Here is a 22852-nt window from a genome sequence, read left to right as displayed (position 1 = left end):
CATTCACATATCAATAAAAAAGAACAAAAAATCTTTGGCACGTTGTTTGTAAAACTTAAAAACGAGTTTAATTCAAAACCCTTTCAAAATGAAAAATTTAATAGCTCTTATATTTACAACATTATTAGCCATACCCATGGTGAGTGCTAATACAAATCTTGATAACAAAGCCCAATCTACAACTTTGAGAGGTTATGGAAATTCTTTCATTTTTGTAGAAGGCGGAATTGAATTCTCCATATTTCCAGATGGTCAATTTGATTTTTACATGCCCAGTTATGGTCCTAATGTGAACGTAGCGGTAAATGTTCCTGGAGTAAGCATTAGTTTTAACTCTGGATATGATTATGGTGCCTATGTTCAATATGATGATTTTGGTGCTGTCGTGCAAATTGAAAACACTCCTATTTTTTATGATTACTATGGACGTGTTTCTCAAATAGGTAATGTGTTTATCAATTACAACGGATTTGGTTATGTATCCAGAGTCGGAGGCTTATATGTACATTACAACAATAGGGTTTTCACACATTGTACTGGTTTCATCAATGTTTATAATCGTGTTTATGTTTATAGACCTTGGCATCGATTTTATATGATTCCGCCAGCACCTTATTGTGTTGTTTACAATAGACCTTACAGAAGGTATTACACTCCTGTAAGATACCATTACACCAATCCGTACGTTAATAATTATAGAAGAACAACGGCAGTGGCAAGTAGACGTGGTACTACGGTTAGAAGAAACAGTGCTTTAGCTACACATACGAGAGGAAATGCAACAACTAGAAGAAATGCAACAACAAGAAGTAACCAAGCCCAATCTAGAAACAATCGTGCAACACAAGCAACTAGAAGCAATAGGTCTAACTCACAAACTAGAACGGCCTCTTCGAATAGCAGAAATAATAACTCTAGATCTGTGAACTCATCTCAAGGTAGATCAAGGAATCAAGCAAGCCAAAGAACTACTGGCAATAGATCCAATTCTATTCAAAGAAATCGAGTGGCCATGAATAACCAAGGTTCTCAAAGAACTTATTCCAATCAAAGGAATTCAGGTAATTCTGTTAAGGAAAACCAAAGAAAAACGACCAATAACCGTCAAAGTGTTGGAAAATCGTTAAATAATAGAAATAACTCACGTGTAAATAAACCAAATAACTCAAATACACGTAATTCTAATAGAAATGCACAACAAACAAGAAGTGCATCAAACAGATCGAATAGAAGATAGAATAAATTTTTTGGTTGGTTAGTTAGAAAGTCCTGCGATTAAGTTTGCCTCAAAGCAAATTCGCGGGATTTTCTCGTTTTACCTGTTAAGTAGTTTATTAATAATTTGATTGATATCTTCGGATAGATTGAGCGTATATACAATTATACCGTATCCCAAGGCAATCAATAACGATTTCAAGCCTATATTGACAATAGGATGAAATGAAAAGTCCCAGAAATAAAAAGCTCCCATACAAACCAAAATAAGGATAAATACTTTTACCGTATTGGAAGTGAATGGAGACATTCTAAACTTTTTATACACAAACCCTACCTTTGAAGCACTGTAAAAAAACATAGCCAATAATGTGGCAAATGCAGCACCATTAATGCCAAATAAAGGAATAAATAAAGCATTCAGGATGACGGTCAAAATAGCCAAAAAAACACCAAGGATTAACACCATTCTATAATAATCGCTATTGAACAAAATAGCATTATTATTACCGATTATACCTTCCATCAATTTGGCCAAACCAATTACAAATACCACAACCAAACCATCAGCATATCCAGATTCTAGCATCATATAGAGTTGATTTATATTTAGAACAATAATCAGAAAAATAAACCCTGTTATAATAAATAAGTTGATGGAACTTTTTTGATACAACAACTTTAATCCATCTCTATCCTTTTCATTTAACAATTTAGCTGTTAAAGGACTTGTAATCTGATGAAGAGATCTTGAAGGGACTCCAATAACCGTAGCAATGTAAATAGCCACACCGTAGAAGGCAACATTTTCAATGGGTACATAATAATTGATCATGAATTTATCAATTTCCAAAATAACATTGGCTACAGAACCCGCTATAATAATCAAGGCTGAATATTTTAAAATAGCTCTTACATTCGGGATTTTACTCAATTTAAAAGATGGAAATCGCAAGCTGTAAGCATATAATTTCATAACTATCATCCTTAAAATATAGATACCTACAATACCCCAGATCAATTGGTCTACAGTTAACCAATCCAAATAGAGGAAAACCAATAATAGTGTGGTTAAAATACGATGAAATACCTCCTTCATAAAATTCCCGAACACTGATTGCATTTGAACACGACTCCAGGCGTAAAAGACCTCAAAATAAGCAAAGGATACCGCTGCTATGTATATATGCCAAACATAATCCTTAACAATAGGATTATCACCAGACAACCATTCACTAATAGAAGAAAAAAATAGACATCCCAAAATGCCTGCAGGTATGATTATCGCAAAAGGCAAAAACAACATTAAAATTAAAAAACTGTTCTGGGACTGTTTGCTCCTGAAAGAGGAATAAAATTTGATAATCGTGTTATGAACACCAAAAGCCATTAAAGGCATTAAAATATTGGCAGTAGACAGTATATAGGTAATCAATCCAAAATACTCTGGACTAAGAAATTTGGTATATAAAAACAAGACATTTATAGCGCCAATACCAAATCCAAGGTAGGTCAATACCGTGTTCTTTGCCGATTGATTTAAAACTATTCCCATCGAATCAAATTAGACAAAACTTTAGTCAGTTCCCGTCTATGGTACTTCTGAACCCCAATAGGATTAGTTTTTAAGGAACCGCTTTGGAATTCAAGATAATACTTTAAAATGACTTCCTTTAAAGCAGGTTTGGAATCATAATAAAAATAACTTCCAGTATTGCTTTGGGTAATGATTCGCTCTACATCAGAACCTTTAGGGCCCAAAGCTATAATAGGTCTGTTGGCAGCCATATACTCAAAAAGCTTACCTGGAATAATAGCCTTGGTTTCCTCAGAATCAATCTCAATCAAAAGTAATAATTGAGATTTTTTCTGAAACACAATAGATTCATTATGTGACACATAACCTACTTCATTTACAAATTTAGTTAAACTATAAAGATTCATACTTTCCAATACTTCCTTACTCACAGATCCTACAAAATCCAATCCTAAATCGGTCGCAAAAGATGGGACATCTTGAACCAGCTCACTTAAAACTTGCCACAAAATTTGCGGGTTTCTTTTGGACAACAAAGAACCAATATGCGACAATGAAAATTTAGTGTCCAAAGGTGGTTGATTTACCTTCTCATCATCAAATCCATTGGTAATTACAGAAATGGGTTGTTGCGTAAGGCCTGAAAATTCATCTTTGGTAACTTGGCTTGTAACAATTATATGATCGGCAGAATTTAATACTAAGTGTTCCAATGCCTTGTGCTTCTTTTGGGCAAATGGCAAGAGTTTTAATTCTTTATGATACCCAATACTCGTCCATGGATCCCTGAAATCTGCAATCCAATGCACCCCCAATTGTTTCTTCAATTCTAACCCTATTAAATGGAGACTATGAGGTGGTCCCGTTGTAATTACCGTATCAATGCTATGAATCTTTAAATAGTCTTCCAAATACGTTACAGAAGGTTTCACCCAGGATTTCCTTGCATCAGGAATAAAAAAATTACCCCTTATAAATAACATGAGCTTCTCCACCACTCCTTGCTTCCTTTTATCTGGAATAATCCCTTTACTAATGGTTTTAGATTTATTTTTGGAAAACCTACTGGCTAACTTATAGGGTTCTTTAATAGGTGTCTTAATAACAGTAACATGCTCTGACACTTCGCTTTCAAGAGAAGAATCAGTTAAAGGGTAAGTTGGATTCTCTGGAACAAAAACAATGGGTTCTACATCAAACTGCGGTAGATATTTTACAAACTTGAGCCATCTTTGTACGCCTGGTCCACCGGCAGGTGGCCAATAATACGTTATGATGAGTACTTTTTTAAGCACTTTCCTCCTTTTTAGTCCTAAAGATGTAAAATAAGCCTCCTAAAAATAGTAAACCAAAGATTATGGAGCTTGCCATGGCAATTGTGCTTCCCTTAGAAATAACCTCAGGCTCAAATTTAAACGCCACTTCATGGGTTCCGGAAAGAATAAACATCCCTCTCAGAACATAATTGACTCGTACATGAGGAACTTTCTTTCCATCTAAATAAGCATTCCAACCTTGCTGATAATAAATCTCAGAGAATACTGCAAAACCATCTGAAGCATTATTGGTAACATATTTAATCTTATTGGGTTCATAGTCCTGTACCTTGATACTAGCCAAAGAATCGGTAACAAATTGAGTGGATTTTAAAGTCTTGAGATAGTCATCAAAAACACTTGCATCTATAATGGCCTCTTGTTTTGTATTTAAACTATCCAATGCCAAAATCTCCTCATTGCTATTCGACACGCTCTTCAAGGAATTGATAAACCAAGCATTACCATTGGCATCAGGATTAGTAAAAGGAAAAGGACTTCCTTTCTCATCTTCAGCAATGATATATTTGGTATTCAGCATATTCAAAACTTCCATATTATTTTTAGCAATGTGGAAATCATATAATTCGTCAAAACGTTTCAGTTTAGCAGCGTGATACCCACTCAATGAATTATAAAAGTAAGAAGCTCTTGCAGGTTCCCTATTGAATAAATCAAGCACCCGAAATTCTGTAGTGTCTTTACGAATGTATTGATCCAACTGATTTTCTTGGTAAGGTTTATTCACCTTGATTGAAGCTGTAAAATTCTCATTATTGACATATCTTCTATCAACTCCAACCAAATCAAACACTATTATAATTGCAAAGCCTATTATAACGGCATTTTGCGAGAGTTTTTTTCTTAAAAAGAAAAATATCATTCCAGCAGATATAAGCACTAATATCAAAGTTCTAAACGTATCTTTCATAAAGAAGGACAAACGATCTTCTTTGACGGCATCGATAAATTCCTGACCATAATTCTGACGATAAAACCCATCATTTCCTCCTGCAAAATCAAAAGACGATTTAAACAATAAAAGTAATATGGCTAAACCACCAGTAATGGCAGCCGTATATTTTAAAGCTTTTAATTTCTCCTCTTCTCTAACAACATCATTAAACAAACGAACCAATGCAAAAACTCCCAAAACAGGCATACACAATTCCAAAATTACCTGAATGGAAGTAATAGCTCTAAACTTATCGTAAAGTGGAACTACGTTGATGAAAAAATCGGTCAAAAAGGCTATATGATATCCATAAGATAGCAATAGTGATAAAATAGTACCTCCTACTAACCACCATTTAAGTCTGCCTTTGACCAAAAATAACCCCAGAACAAACAAAAAGATAATAACGGCTCCAACATAGGCAGGTGCTTCTAATATAGGCTGTTCTCCCCAATAAGTGGGAATTCGCTTAGTTTGCTCTAAAGCCTGAACCGGTGTTGCTCCCAATCTTAAAAAATACTGGTAGGAAGCGGATTCCTTTCCTACATCTTCCAAACTTCCTCCTCCCATTAATCTTGGAACAAACAAGTTTAAAGATTCTAAAAATCCATAGCTATATTCGGTAATCTTATCCTTATCAAGTCCGCTGGTGATCTCTTTTGGAGAACCATCCGGGTTAATAGTCAACGTTGATTTCCCACGTGTACTTTCTTTGGCATATTCTTGAGTTGCCATGATGTTTGTAGCATTTAATCCAATCGCTAAAACAACTGCTCCAACCATAATACCTACCGACTTAAAATAATGAGGTAGTTCTTTTTTCCTGCAGGCATCAACTAAATAGGCAATTCCCAAAACCACAACCAAAAACAGCAAATAATAAGTCATTTGAAAATGGTTGGCCACCAACTCCAAAGCCATCGCAATGGTCAATACTAAAAAGCCAGTAATATATTTTTTCCTAAAGGTTAAAATGATACCGCTTAATACCAATGGCATATAAGCTATAGCATGAGCCTTACTATTATGGCCTACTCCCAATATGATAATTAAATAAGTTGAAAACCCGAAAGCTAACGCCCCCAATGCTGATAACTTATAATCTACTTTTAGACATAACAAAAGAATATAGAAACCGATGAAATACAAGAACAAATAATCGGCTGGCCTTGGCAAAAATCTAATAGCCAAATCCAATTTTTTAATATAATTATGAGGATACTTTGCTCCTAATTGATAGGTAGGCATCCCACCAAAAGCACTATTGGTCCAATAGGTTTCTTCTCCGGTAGCTTCACGAAAATCGTTTTGCTGTTTAGACATGCCTATGTAATGAAGGATGTCACTCTGATAGATTTCCTGACCTTTTAAAACGGGATTGAAATAAGCAAGGGAAACAACCACAAAACCTATAAGTACCAAGAAATGTGGAAGTAACTTTTTAAAAGTAAACTGCATCAAATTATGTTAAATCTTGAAGGGGAAAATTAATCAATTTCTTCGTAATCTACATATTCTCCCACCTTTTTATTTGAAGATTGGCGAGATTGCGGCATCTTGTCAATGGTGACTTCTCCCTCCTTATTTTGTTGGGTTTTGTTTTGATAATTATTGAAACCACCATTAAAACGCTCCTCAGCCTTTTTTGCTACATACTTTACCAATACAGGCGCAAAAATTCTTGATAGAATTTTCAATCCATAATATATCAATAGAATGATTAAAATGGTCCTTAGTAAACCAGTAAATGAAGCGTATTGCAACATGCGTTTAGTTTTCAACAAAAATACAATTATCAAATCTTTTATTCCGTTTTAAATACTTAAAAAATCTATAAAATCAATATATTTGATTTTTAACTTTAGTGAAAAAACATAGTGATTTAAGGAGTTCAGAGCAATTGAATTTCTTATTTTAATTCCAAAACCAAAATTTAATGAAAGCTATAAAGCCCTTATTATCTGCACTTACCTTTTTTGCCTGCTTGAATGGATTTTCCCAATATACGGAGGTTATAAACTCCAACAGACCGGGAGTTTCAAAAAGCGCCTTTGCTGTTGGCACCAATGTTCTCCAATTTGAAGCTGGTCCCTACATGCTTACTGAAAAACACAATTTAGCCAATAGAAAAGACAATAGTTTTGGACTTGATTTTGCAGCTAGATATGGTTTGTTATGGTCTCCTTTAGAAATAAATGTCGAAGGTACCTTTCAATCAACCAAGAGAACATATTCTAATAATTTGGCAGAAGATGACAGATTCTCAAATTTTAAAACTTTAACAATAGGTGCTAAATATTTGGTGTATGATCCCTACAAGAACTCCGAAGAAGAAAAACCAAATATTTATAGCTGGAAAGCAAACCATAGCTTCAAATGGAAAAATTTAATTCCTGCCGTTGCTGTTTATGTAGGCGCTAACTTTGACACCAAAGACAACCCTTTTACGGATTATGGCGTTGAAGGATTTAGTCCCAAAGTTATGCTGGCGACGCAAAACAACTTAGCTGGAGGCTGGGTGTTTGTAACTAATTTTATTTTAGACCGCATCGGAACCGATCAAAATGATTTTTCCTATATATTAACCTTAACCAAGTCTATAACAGACCAGTGGGTGGCATTTGGTGAAACACAAGGAATCAAAAGTGATTTCTATGCTGATAACTTATTCCGTTTTGGGGGTGCTTATCTTTGGAGTAAAAACTTCCAATTGGATGCTGGCGTTACCTTAAACACAAAAGACACGCCCTCTGTTTTTGGAGCAACTTTAGGGGCCTCATACCGCTTGGATTTCCATGTAGACAAGAAAATAGACAATGCTAATTCTGCTGAAGAAGAATTGGAAAGAGAAATGAATTCTCGAGGAGAGAATAAAAAAGAAAAGAAAAGACAGCGTAAGCAGAATAGAAAAAAACAAAAAGACGTCGATTTTGATAGTTAGACTAAAAGTGCCTTATGAGTAATGTGACGTTAAAAAAAGTTTCCAACAAGAAGGAACTTAAGGAATTTGTAACCTTCCCATTCAAAATATATCAAGGTTCCAAATACTGGGTACCACCTTTGATTGCTGAGGAAATGACCACTTTCAATCAGGATAAAAATCCAGTTTTTGAAAATGCTGAAGCGCAATTATTTCTCGCTTATAAAAATGGTGAGGTGGTTGGACGTATTGCAGCGTTAATCAATTGGATTGAAATCAATGAACAACAGATTAAACGGATGCGTTTTGGTTGGATGGACTTCATTGATGACCTCGAAGTTTCAAAAGCCTTATTGGATCAAGCTGAAGAAATAGGTAGAGAAAATAACTTAGACTTTATTGAAGGGCCGCTCGGATTTTCCAACTTGGACAAAGCTGGAGCTTTGACCTTTGGATATGACCATATAGGTACCATGGCTACATGGTATAACCACCCCTATTATATTGAACATTTTGGTAAATTGGGTTATTTAGAGGAAAAGGAATATGTAGAGAGCAAATTTAAATTGGAGTCCCTAATTAATTCTAGATTCCTAAAAGCATATAATGCCATCGTCACTCGATATGGATATAAACCGAGAAACTTTTATAAAACCAAGGAAATCATTCCGCATATTGATGACATGTTTGCCCTGTTGGATCGCTCTTTTGGGGATCTACCATCTTATGTTCCTATCAGCGCCAAAGAACGCACCTATTTAAAGAAGAAATTTATCAACTTTGTAAATCCAGAATATATCAAATTTGTTTTTGACAAAGATGAACGTTTGATAGCCTTTGGAGTTGCTTTACCATCTTTCTCGAAAGCACTTCAAGAAATCAATGGGAAATTATGGCCTCTAGGCTTTCTTAAGTTGTTAAAAGCCAAAAAAGAAACCGAAACACTTTTGCTTTATTTAATAGGTGTTGATCCAGAATATCAGAATAAGGCTGCTCATGCTGTAGTCTTTCATGAATTCTATCAAACTTTTAAGATTAAAGGAGTTGTAAATTGTATTAGGTTACCAGAATTGGCAAACAACACTGCCGAACAACAAATTTGGAAGGATTCAGGTAGTGAAGTGATTAAGCGTAGAAAAACATTTAAGAAAAGTCTTTAAACTACAAATATAAAAACCAGCTTTTTCAAGCTGGTTTTTTTTATGAAATACTCTATATCATTTACTCTCCCATAGCTGCAGATACAGCCGCTGAAAGTCTTTTGTATGTACCGTTTTCAAGTCTATCCCTAATTGCTGAAAACGCATTTAAGGTCTCCTCAACATCTTCTAATGTATGTGTTGCCGTAGGAATCAAACGTAATAGAATTAATCCCTTTGGTATAACTGGATACACTACGATTGAACAGAAAATACCGTAGTTTTCACGAAGATCCTTTACTAAAGCCATTGCCTCAGGAATGCTTCCTTTTAGATAAACTGGAGTCACACAACTTTGTGTCGTACCCAAATCAAAACCGCGATCTCTCAATCCATTTTGAAGTGCATTTACGTTTTCCCAAAGCTTGTTTTTAAGCTCAGGCATGGTTTTAAGCATATCCAAACGCTTTAAAGCTCCTTTAACCAATTGCATTTGCAATGATTTAGCAAACATTTGAGAACGTAAATTGTATTTTAAATAATCGATGATTTCTTGATCGGCAGCAATAAAAGCTCCAGTACTTGCCAAAGATTTTGCAAAGGTTGCAAAATACACATCAATACCATCTTGTACACCTTGCTCCTCACCTGCTCCAGCACCGGTTTTACCTAAAGTACCAAATCCGTGCGCATCATCTACCAAGAATCTAAACTTGAATTTCTTTTTAAGCTCAACAATCTCCTTCAATCTTCCTTGTTCACCACGCATACCAAAAACACCTTCAGAAATCACAAGGATACCTCCCCCTGTTTGTTCTGCCATTTTAGTAGCTCTTTCTAGGTTCTTTTCCAGACTTTCAACATCATTGTGCTTATAAGTAAAACGTTTACCCATATGAAGTCTAACGCCATCAATAATACAGGCATGAGCATCTACATCATATACAATAATATCATCTTTAGAAACCAAAGCGTCAATAGTGGAAACCATTCCTTGATAACCAAAATTCAAAAGATATGCAGCTTCTTTACTTACAAATGCTGCTAATTCTTTTTGAAGCTTTTCATGTAAATCTGTATGTCCAGACATCATTCTGGCTCCCATTGGGTAGGCAGAACCATATTCAATTCCTGCCTCGGCATCAACTTTTCTTACCTCTGGATGATTTGCTAATCCCAAATAATCATTAATACTCCAGGTGATAACATCTTTACCCTGAAACTTCATTCTGTTAGAAATTTGACCCTCCAATTTTGGGAATACGAAATATCCCTCTGCTTGAGAAGCCCATTTTCCTAACGGTCCTTTATCCCTGTAAATCTTATCAAATAAATCTCTCATAGTTTAGCTATAATCAAAATTGCATATCATGCAAATGTATATATTTAAATGAATTTTGCATAATATTTTTATGAACTCTTGTTAACAACAAAGCCGCTCTAATTTCATTGTTTAGAACGGCTTTATTTTTATGTAGTAAAGGTAATTTATTTTACATATTGAATGCTTTGAGCAGCTTCTTCATTTTCAGTATCAAAAAATCCTTGATCACTCATCCATTGATCACTATAAACTTTACTCATATATCTCGACCCATGGTCTGGGAATATAACAACTACTTCATCCCCTTCCTTAAACTCTCCTTCTTCATTAAGCTGTTTGATAGCTTGCATTGCTGCTCCAGAAGTATATCCTACAAACAAACCTTCTTTATGGGCTATTTCTCTAGCTGTATGGGCACTTTCTTGATCGGTTACTTTGATAAATTCATCAATCGCATCAAAATCAGTTGCAGAAGGAATTAAATTTTTCCCTAAACCTTCAATGCGGTAAGGATAAATTTCGTTTTCATCAAATTCTTTGGTTTCATGATACTTTTTAATAACAGAACCAAAGGCATCAACTCCAATGACTTTAATATTAGGATTCATTTCCTTTAAAAATCTTGCTGTACCAGAAATGGTTCCACCGGTACCACTGCATGCTACCAAATGGGTGATTTCACCATTCATTTGATTCCAAATTTCTGGACCAGTTGATTGGTAGTGTGCATCAATATTCAACTCATTAAAATATTGATTGATATATACAGAACCTTTAATTTCTTCATGTAATCTCTTCGCCACCTGATAGTATGATCTTGGGTCATCTGCACTTACATGAGCCGGGCAAACATAAACCTTAGCACCCATAGCTTTCAGCATATCAATCTTATCAGCCGAAGATTTTGAACTCACCGCCAAAATACATTCGTAACCTTTGATGATACTAACCATTGCAATACTAAATCCTGTATTACCAGACGTAGTTTCAATAATGGTGTCGCCAGGTTTAAGAATTCCCTTTTTCTCGGCTTGTTCAATAATGTAAAGTGCTATTCTATCTTTTGAGGAGTGACCGGGATTAAAAGCTTCTACTTTTGCATAATAGTTTCCCTTGAATGAAGATGTCATGTTTTTTAGCTTAATGATCGGTGTGTTACCTACTAAATCTAAGACATTTTCACATACTTGCTTTTTTTGTTCCATAGAGAAAATTTAGAATAAGGCAATCTTAAACTGCCTCTCAAACCTGACAAAAGTAAAAAAAAATTTTAACTATTCCTTAATTCCTTCCAAATCTAATAAGAATGCATACTCTAAAGCGACTTCTTTCAAGCTTTCAAATCGCCCTGAAGCCCCACCATGCCCCGAATCCATATCCGTATAAAGCAATAGAATATTTTCATCTGTTTTTAAATCTCGCAATTTAGCAACCCATTTTGCTGGCTCCCAATATTGTACTTGGGAATCATGTAGTCCGGTTGTTACCAAAACATTGGGGTAATCTTGGCTTTTTACATTATCATAAGGTGAATACGATTTCATGTACCTGTAATAGGTCTTTTTATTAGGATTTCCCCATTCATCATATTCTCCTGTCGTTAAAGGAATACTATCATCCAGCATAGTCGTTACCACATCTACAAATGGAACGGCGGCAATAATTCCTTGATATAATTCTGGGTTCATATTCATTACAACTCCCATCAATAAGCCACCAGCAGAGCCTCCATAAGCATATAAATGTCCTTTAGCCGCTATTTTTTCATCTAAAAGAAACTTGGAGCAATCAATGTAATCGTAAAATGTATTTTTCTTTTTTAATAGCTTACCTGTTTCATACCAATCCCTTCCTAAATATTCACCGCCTCTCACGTGAGCTATCGCATAAACAAATCCTCTGTCCAACAAACTTAACCTGATGCTTGAAAAATAAGGGTCAATAGTTGATCCATAGGAACCGTAAGCATATAGCAATAAGGGATTTCCTTCTGCTTTTTTAAACTTTTTATGATAAACCAAAGAAATAGGAATTTTAACCCCATCTCTTGCTGTTGCCCAAATTCTATGAGACTCATAATTCGTCTTCTCAAATGTGGGATCCAAAACAGCTTGCTCTTTCTTAACAACCTTGGTTTTGGTTTTAAAATTATAGTCAATAACAGAACTAGGAGTGGTTAAGGAATTATAAGAATAGCGCAAAACATCGCTATTAAAGTCTGGGTTATTTCCTACATAGGCGGTATAAGTTTCACTTGAAAATGGTAAATGGTAATCTTCTTCTCCATTCCAACTGATAATTCTTAAATTGTTCAGTCCCTGCTCCCTTTCACTAACCACTAAATAATCTTTGAAAATATCGATGTCTTCAATAAGTACTTCTTCGCGATGAGGAATAACATCCTGCCAAAACTGCTTATCAGTTTTGTCGGTGGTTGTTTTCATTACCTTAAAATTATCAGCCTTATCCTTGTTTGTGATAATATAAAAATGATCTTCAAAATGAGCTATCGCATACTCCAGCTTTCTGGTACGTTTGCTAAATATCTTGAAGTCATCTTCTGGATTATCTGCATCCAAAATTCTGTATTCAGTTGTTAGGGTACTTGAAGAGCCAATGACAATATACTTCCTGGATTTGGTTTTGTATACATAGGTATTATACGTCTCATCCTTTTCATGAAATACTTCTTTATCGTTCTCAACCTTAGAATGAAGTAAATGTTTAAAAATCTTATGAGATCTTAAAGTTTGCTCATCTTTTCTGGCATAAAACAAGGTTTTGTTATCATTGGCCCACGTAACACTCCCAGTAGTATTTAAGATTTTAGTCGAATAAATTTCTTGGGTTTCCAAGTTTTTTACTTGAATGATATATTGCCTTCTACTAACTAAATCCACTGAAAAAGCCGCCAATTTATTATCGGGGCTAACAGAAATACTCCCAAGTTTAAAGTAAGAGTGTCCTTTGGCCATGTCATTACAATCAAACAACACTTCCTCCTCAGCTTCCAAGGTTTCCTTTTTTCTAGTATATATGGGATAATCCTTTCCCGTTTCATATCTAGTGATATACCAATACCCGTTAAGTTTATAAGGAACCGATTCATCATCTTCCTTAATTCTACTTTTCATTTCCTGAAACAATTTTTCCTGAAAAGGTTCTGTATGCTCCATCACCTTTTTAGTGTAACTGTTTTCAGCGTTCAAATAATCTATGACCTCAGGATTGTCTCGTTCGTTCAACCAATAATAATCGTCAATTCTAACGTCATTATGTGCCTCAAGTTCCATGGGGAATTTTTTTGCCTTTACGGGGAAAATGTCCTTATTCAAAGAGAGAAAATTATAGGGTATTAATCGACCAAAAATATAAAAATTAAATAGTTTTGCATTAATAAACTAAAAATATAGAAGATATGTTTGGAGATATGATGGGTATGATGAACAAATTGAAAGAAACCCAACAAAAAGTTGAAGACACCAAAAAAAGACTGGATACGGTACTAATTGATGAGTCAAGCAATGACAATAAACTAAAAGTAACCATAACTGCCAATAGAAAAATTAAATCTATAGAAATTGACGAAAGCCTGTTAGAAGATAAAGAAGAGCTGGAAGATTATCTGATCCTAACGCTTAATAAAGCGATAGAAAAGGCAACAAGCATCAACGAAAATGAAATTGGCGCCGTTGCCAAGGAAGGCATGCCAAATATTCCTGGTTTAGATATGTTTAAATAAATAAGAACTCCCAAAAAGGGAGTTTTTTTATGATTCTAAAGTCGACAGAACTTCCAAAAACCTCTCATGCATTTCCTGGGTATAATCTAAATGGGTAACTATTCTTAATTTTCCATTCCCCATACCACTTAACACAATTTTATTTTCCTGAAGATGATTTAAAAATGTTTTTTCATCTTCTTTTTGGTTCAATTCAAAAATAACAATATTGGTCTCTACAGGAGTCACTAGCTTCACCATGTCCAATTTCTTTAAAGCTATTTCAATTTCCTTAGCTCTTTGATGATCCTCTTTAAGTCTTTCAATATGATTATCCAGCGCATACAAACCTGCGGCTCCCAAATATCCGACCTGCCTCATCCCTCCTCCCAATATCTTTCTAATCCTCATGGCATTCTTCATCAACTCCTTTTTACCAACCAAAACGGAACCTACCGGACAACCCAGTCCTTTACTGAGGCAAACAGAAATAGTATCAAACAGTTTTCCATATTGTTTCGGCGACTCATTCTTGGCGATTAGGGCATTCCACAGACGTGCACCATCAAGATGAAACCCAAGGTGGTTTTGGTCACAAATTGCTCTAATTTTTTTCAGTTCCTCAAAATCCCAACAAGAACCTCCTCCTCTATTTGCTGTGTTTTCAACTTCTACTAATGCCGTAAGCGGACTGTGATAAAAATCTGGGGGATTAATCGCCTCGATTACCTGCCCAGATGTAAACATTCCTTTGTCTCCCTGGACCAGTTTACAAGATACACCACTATTGAATGAAGCACCACCTCCTTCATAATGATAAATATGTGCATCTTTATCACATATAACTTGATCTCCTGGTTGTGTGTGCAATTTTATGGCAGTTTGGTTGGCCATAGTTCCGGTTGGGAAAAATAAAGCCTGTTCCATCCCAAACATATCGGCTATTCGCTCTTCAAGTAAATTTATTGTAGCATCCTCTTTATAAACATCATCCCCTACTTTAGCCTGAAACATGGCTTCCAACATTCTTTCAGTTGGTTTGGTGACTGTATCGCTTCTTAAATCTATCATAACCTTAAATTATCCTTAAAACTAAAAATTTAATGTTTGAAAATTTTACTCACATGGACTTTAATTATAAATTTGGTGAAAATTTAACTTCTTATGATAACATCAGATCAGGTAAAAGATCTTATTGAACGCCTTGGTGCGTTAAGGAGGTATCTTTGACTTAGATGCCAAACTCATCGAAATTCAAAACGAAGAAGAACAAACCTTTGACCCCAACTTTTGGAACGATTCCCAAGCGGCGGAAGAAGTCATGAAATCCCTTAGAGGTAAGAAAAAATGGGTTCAAGACTACGATGCAGCCAAAACTTTTATTGAAGACCTTGAGGTCATCTATGAGTTCTATAAAGAGAATGAAGCGACTGCCGAAGACGTTGAAGAACGCTACGGTAAGGCTTTAGAAAAGATTGAAGATCTTGAATTCAGAAACATGCTTTCCGATGAAGGTGACAACCTAAGCGCTGTCTTACAAATAACTGCAGGTGCCGGAGGAACAGAGAGCTGTGATTGGGCCAGTATGCTAATGCGTATGTATCTTATGTTTGCTGAAAAAAGCGGCTTTAAAGTAAAAGAACTTAACCTTCAAGAAGGAGATGTAGCTGGGATTAAAACCGTTACTCTAGAAATTGAGGGGGAATTTGCTTTTGGTTGGCTTAAAGGTGAAAATGGCGTACATCGATTGGTTAGAATTTCACCTTTTGACAGTAATGCCAAACGTCATACAAGTTTTGCATCCGTTTATGTATATCCATTGGTTGACGATTCCATTGAGATTGAAATCAATCCAGCGGATATTGAAATTACCACGGCAAGATCCAGTGGTGCTGGAGGGCAAAATGTAAACAAGGTAGAAACCAAGGTACAATTGACCCATAAGCCTACGGGAATACAAATTTCTTGTTCAGAGACTAGATCGCAACATGATAACCGGTCTAGAGCATTACAAATGTTGAAGTCGCAATTATATGAGATTGAACTTCAAAAGCGCATGGAACAACGGGAAGATATTGAGGCTGAAAAAATGAAAATTGAGTGGGGAAGCCAAATTAGGAATTATGTCATGCATCCTTACAAATTGGTCAAAGACGTTCGTACAAGCCACGAAACTGGGAATGTAGATGATGTCATGAATGGTAATATCGAACCCTTTTTAAAGTCATACCTCATGATGATGGGACAGAAAACTGAAGATTCAAATGAGTTATGATGAAACCCATTAATACCATCATTTTTGATTTAGGAGGTGTCCTTATAGATTGGAACCCAGCCTATGTATTTCGTGACGTTTTTCAGGATGAGGAAAAAATGAACTGGTTCTTTGAAAATATCTGTACTAGCGACTGGAATGAAAATCAAGATGCAGGATATCCCATTTCACAAGCAACCGAAGATTTAGTTACCAAATATCCTGAGCATGAACAGTGGATTAGAATGTATTATGGTCAGTGGGAAAACATGTTGGGAGGTGAAATTTCTGGAACAGTTAACATTTTAAAATCTTTGATTGAGAATCCCCATTACAAAGTGGTGGCCCTTACCAACTGGAGTAGCGAAACTTTCCCTATTGCGCAGAAACGCTTTGATTTTTTGAGTTGGTTTGAAGGAATCGTTGTTTCAGGTGAAGAAAAAACTAGAAAACCTTTCAAGGAAATCTATGAAATCACTTTAAGTCGATTTGATCTGCAGCCTGAATGTTCCCTTTTCATTGATGATAACTTTAGAAATATTGAGGCAGCCCAAAAATTAGGTATCAATGGCATTCATTTTAAAGACCCAGATCAACTTCAAGAATGCTTGAAAAAATTTCAAATTAACATTTAATAATTATAACAAATGATTCAGATTTATCACAATCCCAGATGCTCAAAATCAAGACAAGGATTGGCCATTTTAGAAAATAGTGGAAAGGAATTTGAGGTCATCAAATATTTGGAGGATATTCCTTCGGAAAAAGAGTTTAAAGAAGTTCTAAAGAAGCTTGGTATTTCCCCCATAGAATTGGTTAGAAAAAATGAAGCTGTTTGGAAATCCGATTTTAAAGGAAAAGATTTATCCGATGATGAACTCATTCAAATCATGTTGGAACATCCCAAACTCATTGAGCGACCCATTGTTGTAAATAAAAATAAGGCAGTCATAGGAAGACCTCCAGAGAAAATCGAATCCATAATTTAACACCAAGCCCTGATTTTTCAGGGTTTTTTATTTAACAAACATTTAACCAATCCCCACTAAACCATAGGTTATTTTTGCCGTCTTACTTCCAAAACAACCGAGAATATGAACAAATACCTGCTTTTAGCACTAACTTTTATTTTTACTTCCGTAAGTCTTTCTGCCCAACCAGATAAGAATATTACCGTGACTGGAAAAGTAATTGATCAGTCATCAAAACAACCCTTAGAATACGCCACTATTGCATTTTATAGCACAAACGACAACCAATTGGTCACTGGAGGAGTCACAGATGAAAATGGAAATTTTGAACTGACACTTAAAAGTGGGATTTACAATGTGACTATTGAATTTATGAGCTTTAAGAAGAAAACATTGAGCAATCAACAATTGAGCTCCAGTAAAGATTTTGGAACCATTTCTTTGGAACCCTCTACGGAAGCCTTGGATGAAGTTGAGATTATTGCAGAAAAGACTACTGTTGAAATTCAATTGGATAAAAAAATATACAACATTGGAAAAGACCTTACTACCGCCGGTGGTACCGTGAGTGACGCCTTAAACAACGTACCATCTGTTTCTGTGGACGTTGAAGGAGCTATCAGCTTGAGGGGAAATGAAAATGTTAGAATTCTTATTAATGGTAAGCCCTCTGCTATGGCTGGGTTTGGAGACACCAATTTATTGAGTCAATTACCTGCCGAGGCTATTGAACGTGTTGAGGTGATCACCTCGCCTTCTGCCAGATATGATGCCGAAGGTACAGCCGGAATCCTAAATATTATTTTAAGACAAAAAGAAACTTTAGGTTTTAATGGATCGGTTAACTTAACAGTTGGTCATCCTGATAATGTGAGTACGAATTTCAATTTAAACTATCGAACTGAGAAATACAATCTCTTTTCTAATGTCGGCTGGAGATACTTTGACGCTCCTAGAATAAGCTTTAATGATGCTACCTATTTTCCAACTCTGGACGAGGATGGAAATGTAGTGCAGCCTACCTATGACAGAGTAAGAGAAGACCAGGATGTGGAACGCTTGAACAGAAATTACAATGCCAATGTTGGTATGGAATATTTTCTATCAAAGAAAACTTCATTAACTGGTAGTATATTTTACAGATATGGTTCTGATGCCGATCTTTCATTAAACACTAGTGATCGTTTTTCTAATGGTAGTAATGTAGAAAGAACCTTAAGAAGGGAAAAGCAAACAGAAAGTGATAATAGTTATCAAATTTCATTGAATTACATCACCAAATTTGATGATAAAGGTCACCAACTGACCGCAGACTTTCAATATGAAAACGACAAAGAGGATCAATACACAAATTACAATGAGTTTTATGTGTTTACTAACCAAATGGACCCTGAAAATATAGCTAGAGAACAGATATTTACTACAGAAGATCAGAATGAATTTCTATTTCAAGTAGATTATGTTAAACCATTAGGTGAGAATGGTAGATTCGAGGCAGGATATCGAGGGAATTTTCAAAATCAAGTGACCGATTATAAATTAGAGCAAGAAGATACTAATGGTAATTATGTGGTCAATGATACCTTGACAAATATTTTTGACTACACCCAAAATATCAATGCCATTTACAGCCAATATGGAAACAAAATAGGAAGATTCTCCTATTTATTGGGGCTAAGATTTGAGCAGACTCAATTAAAAGGAGACATAAGCTCGTTATTAACACAGGATGAATTACAAGAGGCTTTTGGATTTCCAATTGAAACCAAATTTGACAACAAGTTTTTTGGTGTGTTCCCTACTGTTAATATCATTTACAACTTAGCAGGAAGTCAAGAAGACAGTGAAGAGAATTTGAGTTTTGGATATAACAGAAGGGTCAATAGGCCTAGGAGTTGGTTTATCAATCCATTCCCATCTAGATCCTCAAGAACCAATGTATTTCAAGGAAACCCTAATTTAGATCCTGCTTTTGCAAGCGCTTTCGATTTAGGCTATTTAAAAAGATGGGGAGAATTAACTTTAACCTCTTCTGTGTACTATCAGTATGAATCAGACTCTGTAGAATGGGTAGAAGAAAATACAGGTTATCAAACTTCGGATGGAATTGATATCATCAGAACCATTCCTGTGAATTTATCAAGTAACACCAGAATTGGTGGGGAACTTGGCCTAATGTATAATCCTACTAAATGGTTAAGATTAAATTCTAGTTTCAACTTTTTCCAATTTGAAACTAAGGGAGATTTTAATGATGTAAATTATGATACAAAAAACACCAGTTGGTTTGCAAGATTCAGCTCTAAAGTAAGCTTACCTTGGAAAATCGATTGGCAAACAAATGCGCATTATAGAGGGCCTCAACAGGATGCTCAAACTTACAGAAAAGGAATGTTTGCTATGGACTTAGCATTCAGTAAAGAAATCATGAATGACAATGCTACAATTTCTTTAAACGTAAGAGATGTATTCAATTCAAGAAAAAGATTAGCAACCACCACCACTGACTTCTTTGAAAGATATAGTGAGAATCAATGGAGACAAAGATCAATCAACCTATCTTTTATCTATAGATTTAACCAACAGAAAAGACAACAACAAAGAAACGGTAACGGTGATATGAATGGAGATATGGAATTTGATGGTTAAAACCTTCAAATTCCACTAAACAAAAAGGGAAGCAAATGCTTCCCTTTTTTTATTATTATATATTTTAAACGAAATTAGGCTTGACCTCTTTTAGCTTTCTTCTCAGCTCTTATTTCTTTCCATCTTTCAATTGCAGAACCAAAAATCCAATAAGGAACTACGAACGTTGCTAAGAAAATCAATAACCAAAAACCAATGGTCAAAATGGTTAAAAATGCTAAAAATCCTAAATATTGATCAAATTCAAACATGTTGGTTTATTTTTTGTTCTTTTTGCAAAGATAAAACAAAGGTAATTGTTACACAATACCCTACTAACATTTATCAACAGGGTTATAAACAGTTTTAAGTATTTAAAATTAAACACATATAAATCAGACAGATATAACAACTCATTTCAAAATGAATTGATTAACTTTCTTCTAAAAATTAATCTCATGATCTATTTTTTACTTTCAAACACTTTTTACAAACAAGGAAAAACCTAATTTCAAACAAAATCTATTATTTCTTTGAGCCATTCAATTTGGTTATTTTGAATACAATCTTAGAAACAATGGAAATGAGACTTTCATCTCCTCACCTTGCCAAAACCCTTTGACATCTTCAACCAAATTCGGAACTGGATTTATACCTTTATTTGCTTTGATATAATTTTGAACAGCAGACCACGAGTTAAAGAAACCTTCAAATTGAGTCATATTCCATAAGGTATCTATATAAAACTCATGATTAGATTTGATGTATTTCAACCCCAACGTCAAGTTTTCATATTGTTCTTCGATATGCCGTCTTTCAAAATTCCAATAATCACCCACAATTTCATGGTAAAAATGATCGACTTTTTCATCTATTTCTGTTGAAATTCTTCCCAAACCATACCCCCAAACCGCAACCAAACCGTTAGGTTTTAAAACACGTTTTACCTCTTTGGAAAAAACCTTCATATCAAACCAGTGTATGGCCTGAGCCACAGTAATGAGATCGAAAGAATCATCAGGAAAATGGGTCTTCTCTGCTCTTTGAATGCTATATTGAATATTCTCTTTAGAAATTGCCCATTCAAGTTGTTGCTGACTGATATCTGAGGCATAAACAGATTTAAATTTATTGCCTAAAACAGCAGCTACCTGCCCGTTTCCTGTTGCACAATCCCAAGCAGATTCAAAATTGGAACATTGAGAAAATAAAAAATCATACAATTCCTGAGGATAGGTAGGCCGAAACTTTTTATAAGCTCCTGATTGCGCCGAAAAATTATCGATTGGTTTTTTCATAATAAAAAAAGCACCAAAATATGGTGCTTATCTTTAATTTAAATTCGGTTGAGGTGTTGTGCGTAAATATGGTTTTATTTCCTTGTAGCCCTTGGAGAAATGCTTAGGTATATCTTCCGTTGCAATGGACGGAACAACTACACAATCATCCCCATTTTGCCAATTTGCTGGTGTGGCTACCTGGTGGTAAGCTGTTAATTGTAAAGAATCAATTACCCTTATTAATTCGTCAAAATTCCTCCCTGTTGATGCTGGATAAGTAATTATCAACTTGACTTTTTTGGCAGGATCGATTACAAAAACCGAACGTACTGTTGCCTTCTCACTGGCATTGGGGTGAATCATATCATATAATTCTGAAACAGTTCGGTCTTCATCTGCAATAATTGGAAAGTTAACCGTTGTGTTCTGGGTTTCATTTATATCACTAATCCAACCTTTATGAGATTCCAATCCATCTACACTCAATGCCGCTACTTTTACGTTACGTTTGTCAAACTCAGGTTTATATTTAGCTACTGTTCCTAACTCTGTAGTACAAACTGGCGTATAATCTGCAGGGTGCGAAAATAACACTCCCCAACTGTCACCTAACCAGTCATGAAATTGAATTTCTCCTTCTGATGTTTGAGCCTTAAAATCGGGCGCAACATCTCCTAATCTTATTGTTGCCATAATTTGATTTGTTTTGATTTATAAATCAAAGATAAATATAATTCCCACTTAATAAGTAGGAATTAAGACCTTTATCATTTCTTTAAGATATCTAACCTTTATAAAAAAGAATAGACTAAATTAAAGTTATCGAATTAAACAGCATAAAATCAAAGTTTAACACGCTTTTAAACAAAACATTTTACGCTGACCTCGGCCGGCGATAGGCATAGTAACTTAAAACTATTTTGAGAGCCTCTTCTATCGCTTTGTTAATAGGCATTAATTTAGAACAAAGATCACCATCTATACTTTGTAATTTAAAATAATAATGGCGCATAATGGGTGTATCCTTTCCCTCCATTATGTGGCTGTTTGCCTTTTCTACAGCATCTGGGTAAGTTTCCTTAATGGATTTGCATGTTACCAATTCTGGATTTCCATATTTATTTAAAGCAGCCGAAAAACCAAATAATCTGCATATCAATCCTCTATAAGGATATTCTGAACAAAACCCTGGTTTATCTGGAATCAAAAGTGGTGATAAAACAATACAATTGGAATTTGGATGATCCTTAATCCGATCCAAATATTCCAAAGCCAAACCTCGTTTGTAAAGGTGATAAGCAAAAGGTAAAAATTCCAATGGAGAAGCACTTATATCTGGTTTGTTGCAACATTTTCCACAACCTACCAAGCACTCAAGCCTTGTGACATGTTTAAAGGCCGCCACATCCTTTTCCAATCCTTTGAACACCCGTTCCACGGCTTGGATTTTTCGGTATAATGTCATCGCTAAATAACGATGCTAATGTAAAACAAAATGCAATTCGAAATGATATGTAACTTCAAAAAAAGTTATATCATTCAGACAATAATTATTGACCTATTAAAAGGATAAATATCATGTTATTCTTCAT

Annotated in this window: 20 protein-coding genes; 8 read left to right on the top strand and 12 right to left on the bottom strand. The window is 35.1% G+C overall.

Going from position 1 to position 22852, the window contains the following annotated elements; genetic code table 11:
• Positions 1–88 precede the first annotated feature (88 nt).
• Positions 89–1237 carry a hypothetical protein gene (locus ZA07_RS15535; RefSeq protein WP_053972684.1) on the top strand — a complete coding sequence of 383 codons (1149 nt, stop codon included), beginning with the start codon at positions 89–91 and terminating at the stop codon, positions 1235–1237.
• 78 nt (positions 1238–1315) lie between these two features.
• Here the strand turns inward: ZA07_RS15535 and ZA07_RS15530 are convergent, their stop codons facing one another.
• From ZA07_RS15530 to ZA07_RS15515, 4 genes are read right to left on the bottom strand one after another with little or no spacing between them, the layout of a single operon-like run.
• Positions 1316–2770, bottom strand: a complete 1455-nt coding sequence (locus ZA07_RS15530; RefSeq protein WP_053972683.1) for a lipopolysaccharide biosynthesis protein — start codon at positions 2768–2770, stop codon at positions 1316–1318.
• A complete protein-coding gene (locus tag ZA07_RS15525; RefSeq protein ID WP_053972682.1) occupies positions 2761–4047 on the bottom strand; it encodes a glycosyltransferase family 4 protein in 1287 nt (428 codons plus the stop codon). The genes ZA07_RS15530 and ZA07_RS15525 overlap by 10 nt, the downstream gene beginning before the upstream one ends.
• On the bottom strand, positions 4040–6481 hold the full coding sequence (locus ZA07_RS15520; protein WP_053972681.1) for a YfhO family protein: 2442 nt from the start codon (positions 6479–6481) through the stop codon (positions 4040–4042). Before ZA07_RS15520 ends, ZA07_RS15525 begins: the two co-directional genes overlap by 8 nt.
• 29 nt (positions 6482–6510) lie before the next feature.
• Entirely contained in the window at positions 6511–6789 is a 279-nt protein-coding gene (locus ZA07_RS15515; protein WP_053972680.1) for a DUF4834 family protein, read from the bottom strand.
• A 170-nt stretch (positions 6790–6959) separates the two neighbouring features.
• On the opposite strand from ZA07_RS15515, the gene ZA07_RS15510 reads away from it, so the two are divergent.
• Together ZA07_RS15510 and ZA07_RS15505 are read left to right on the top strand one after the other, a co-directional pair.
• The gene (locus ZA07_RS15510; RefSeq protein WP_053972679.1) at positions 6960–7964 is read left to right on the top strand and encodes a transporter; all 1005 of its coding nucleotides are present in this window, start codon (positions 6960–6962) and stop codon (positions 7962–7964) included.
• A 14-nt stretch (positions 7965–7978) separates the two neighbouring features.
• Positions 7979–9103 carry a hypothetical protein gene (locus ZA07_RS15505; protein WP_053972678.1) on the top strand — a complete coding sequence of 375 codons (1125 nt, stop codon included), beginning with the start codon at positions 7979–7981 and terminating at the stop codon, positions 9101–9103.
• Between the two features lie 61 nt (positions 9104–9164).
• Here the strand turns inward: ZA07_RS15505 and ZA07_RS15500 are convergent, their stop codons facing one another.
• The 3 genes from ZA07_RS15500 to ZA07_RS15490 all read right to left on the bottom strand — a co-directional run bounded on the left by ZA07_RS15500 (position 9165) and on the right by ZA07_RS15490 (position 13699).
• Positions 9165–10424, bottom strand: a complete 1260-nt coding sequence (locus tag ZA07_RS15500; RefSeq protein WP_053972677.1) for an aminotransferase class I/II-fold pyridoxal phosphate-dependent enzyme — start codon at positions 10422–10424, stop codon at positions 9165–9167.
• 146 nt (positions 10425–10570) lie between these two features.
• Positions 10571–11611: a PLP-dependent cysteine synthase family protein gene (locus ZA07_RS15495; protein WP_053972676.1), complete on the bottom strand. Its 1041-nt coding sequence runs from the start codon at positions 11609–11611 to the stop codon at positions 10571–10573.
• A 69-nt stretch (positions 11612–11680) separates the two neighbouring features.
• Positions 11681–13699 (bottom strand): oligopeptidase B, encoded by a 2019-nt coding sequence (locus tag ZA07_RS15490; protein WP_053972733.1) that lies wholly within the window; start codon positions 13697–13699, stop codon positions 11681–11683.
• A 125-nt stretch (positions 13700–13824) separates the two neighbouring features.
• Here ZA07_RS15490 and ZA07_RS15485 point away from each other — a divergent pair, with 125 nt between their 5' ends.
• The gene (locus ZA07_RS15485; RefSeq protein WP_053972675.1) at positions 13825–14148 is read left to right on the top strand and encodes a YbaB/EbfC family nucleoid-associated protein; all 324 of its coding nucleotides are present in this window, start codon (positions 13825–13827) and stop codon (positions 14146–14148) included.
• Between the two features lie 27 nt (positions 14149–14175).
• Here ZA07_RS15485 and ZA07_RS15480 read toward each other — a convergent pair whose 3' ends face one another.
• Positions 14176–15198: a low specificity L-threonine aldolase gene (locus ZA07_RS15480; RefSeq protein WP_053972674.1), complete on the bottom strand. Its 1023-nt coding sequence runs from the start codon at positions 15196–15198 to the stop codon at positions 14176–14178.
• 93 nt (positions 15199–15291) lie between these two features.
• Between ZA07_RS15480 and prfB the strand changes: the two genes are divergently transcribed.
• The 4 genes from prfB (at position 15292) to ZA07_RS15460 (ending at position 20001) form a co-directional block, all read left to right on the top strand.
• A protein-coding gene (gene prfB / locus ZA07_RS15475) for a peptide chain release factor 2 (protein ID WP_157492176.1) occupies positions 15292–16402 on the top strand; the annotation gives its coding sequence in 2 pieces (ribosomal slippage) (positions 15292–15354 and positions 15356–16402; 1110 coding nt in all).
• Positions 16399–17016, top strand: a complete 618-nt coding sequence (locus ZA07_RS15470; RefSeq protein WP_231628696.1) for an HAD family hydrolase — start codon at positions 16399–16401, stop codon at positions 17014–17016. Before prfB ends, ZA07_RS15470 begins: the two co-directional genes overlap by 4 nt.
• A gap of 12 nt (positions 17017–17028) precedes the next feature.
• Entirely contained in the window at positions 17029–17370 is a 342-nt protein-coding gene (gene arsC, locus ZA07_RS15465) for an arsenate reductase (glutaredoxin) (protein WP_053972671.1), read from the top strand.
• A gap of 105 nt (positions 17371–17475) precedes the next feature.
• Positions 17476–20001, top strand: a complete 2526-nt coding sequence (locus ZA07_RS15460) for an outer membrane beta-barrel family protein (RefSeq protein ID WP_053972670.1) — start codon at positions 17476–17478, stop codon at positions 19999–20001.
• A gap of 74 nt (positions 20002–20075) precedes the next feature.
• Here the strand turns inward: ZA07_RS15460 and ZA07_RS16235 are convergent, their stop codons facing one another.
• The 4 genes from ZA07_RS16235 to ZA07_RS15445 form a co-directional block, all read right to left on the bottom strand.
• On the bottom strand, positions 20076–20252 hold the full coding sequence (locus ZA07_RS16235) for a hypothetical protein (protein ID WP_166958593.1): 177 nt from the start codon (positions 20250–20252) through the stop codon (positions 20076–20078).
• A 279-nt stretch (positions 20253–20531) separates the two neighbouring features.
• Complete coding sequence (locus ZA07_RS15455; protein WP_053972669.1) at positions 20532–21278, bottom strand: class I SAM-dependent methyltransferase; 747 nt, start codon at positions 21276–21278, stop codon at positions 20532–20534.
• Between the two features lie 33 nt (positions 21279–21311).
• Complete coding sequence (locus tag ZA07_RS15450) at positions 21312–21953, bottom strand: peroxiredoxin (RefSeq protein ID WP_053972668.1); 642 nt, start codon at positions 21951–21953, stop codon at positions 21312–21314.
• Between the two features lie 181 nt (positions 21954–22134).
• Positions 22135–22725 (bottom strand): YkgJ family cysteine cluster protein, encoded by a 591-nt coding sequence (locus ZA07_RS15445; RefSeq protein WP_053972667.1) that lies wholly within the window; start codon positions 22723–22725, stop codon positions 22135–22137.
• Positions 22726–22852: the final 127 nt, after the last annotated feature.

The organism is Mangrovimonas sp. ST2L15, from assembly GCF_001280515.1.
Lineage (GTDB): Bacteria > Bacteroidota > Bacteroidia > Flavobacteriales > Flavobacteriaceae > Mangrovimonas > Mangrovimonas futianensis.
The sequence above is the reverse complement of the archived record's forward strand: the minus strand, read 5'-3'. Positions and strand labels throughout refer to the sequence as shown.

Coding starts and splice junctions, on each gene's coding strand:
- ZA07_RS15530 (WP_053972683.1), bottom strand. CDS start 2,770: ATGGGAATAGTTTTAAATCAATCGGCAAAGAACACGGTATTGACCTAC.
- ZA07_RS15485 (WP_053972675.1), top strand. CDS start 13,825: ATGTTTGGAGATATGATGGGTATGATGAACAAATTGAAAGAAACCCAA.
- ZA07_RS15500 (WP_053972677.1), bottom strand. CDS start 10,424: ATGAGAGATTTATTTGATAAGATTTACAGGGATAAAGGACCGTTAGGA.
- ZA07_RS15470 (WP_231628696.1), top strand. CDS start 16,399: ATGATGAAACCCATTAATACCATCATTTTTGATTTAGGAGGTGTCCTT.
- arsC (WP_053972671.1), top strand. CDS start 17,029: ATGATTCAGATTTATCACAATCCCAGATGCTCAAAATCAAGACAAGGA.
- ZA07_RS15510 (WP_053972679.1), top strand. CDS start 6,960: ATGAAAGCTATAAAGCCCTTATTATCTGCACTTACCTTTTTTGCCTGC.
- ZA07_RS15535 (WP_053972684.1), top strand. CDS start 89: ATGAAAAATTTAATAGCTCTTATATTTACAACATTATTAGCCATACCC.
- ZA07_RS15480 (WP_053972674.1), bottom strand. CDS start 15,198: ATGATAGATTTAAGAAGCGATACAGTCACCAAACCAACTGAAAGAATG.
- ZA07_RS15490 (WP_053972733.1), bottom strand. CDS start 13,699: ATGGAACTTGAGGCACATAATGACGTTAGAATTGACGATTATTATTGG.
- ZA07_RS15505 (WP_053972678.1), top strand. CDS start 7,979: ATGAGTAATGTGACGTTAAAAAAAGTTTCCAACAAGAAGGAACTTAAG.
- ZA07_RS16235 (WP_166958593.1), bottom strand. CDS start 20,252: ATGTTTGAATTTGATCAATATTTAGGATTTTTAGCATTTTTAACCATT.
- ZA07_RS15450 (WP_053972668.1), bottom strand. CDS start 21,953: ATGGCAACAATAAGATTAGGAGATGTTGCGCCCGATTTTAAGGCTCAA.
- ZA07_RS15495 (WP_053972676.1), bottom strand. CDS start 11,611: ATGGAACAAAAAAAGCAAGTATGTGAAAATGTCTTAGATTTAGTAGGT.
- ZA07_RS15455 (WP_053972669.1), bottom strand. CDS start 21,278: ATGAAAAAACCAATCGATAATTTTTCGGCGCAATCAGGAGCTTATAAA.
- ZA07_RS15520 (WP_053972681.1), bottom strand. CDS start 6,481: ATGCAGTTTACTTTTAAAAAGTTACTTCCACATTTCTTGGTACTTATA.
- ZA07_RS15445 (WP_053972667.1), bottom strand. CDS start 22,725: ATGACATTATACCGAAAAATCCAAGCCGTGGAACGGGTGTTCAAAGGA.
- ZA07_RS15515 (WP_053972680.1), bottom strand. CDS start 6,789: ATGTTGCAATACGCTTCATTTACTGGTTTACTAAGGACCATTTTAATC.
- ZA07_RS15460 (WP_053972670.1), top strand. CDS start 17,476: ATGAACAAATACCTGCTTTTAGCACTAACTTTTATTTTTACTTCCGTA.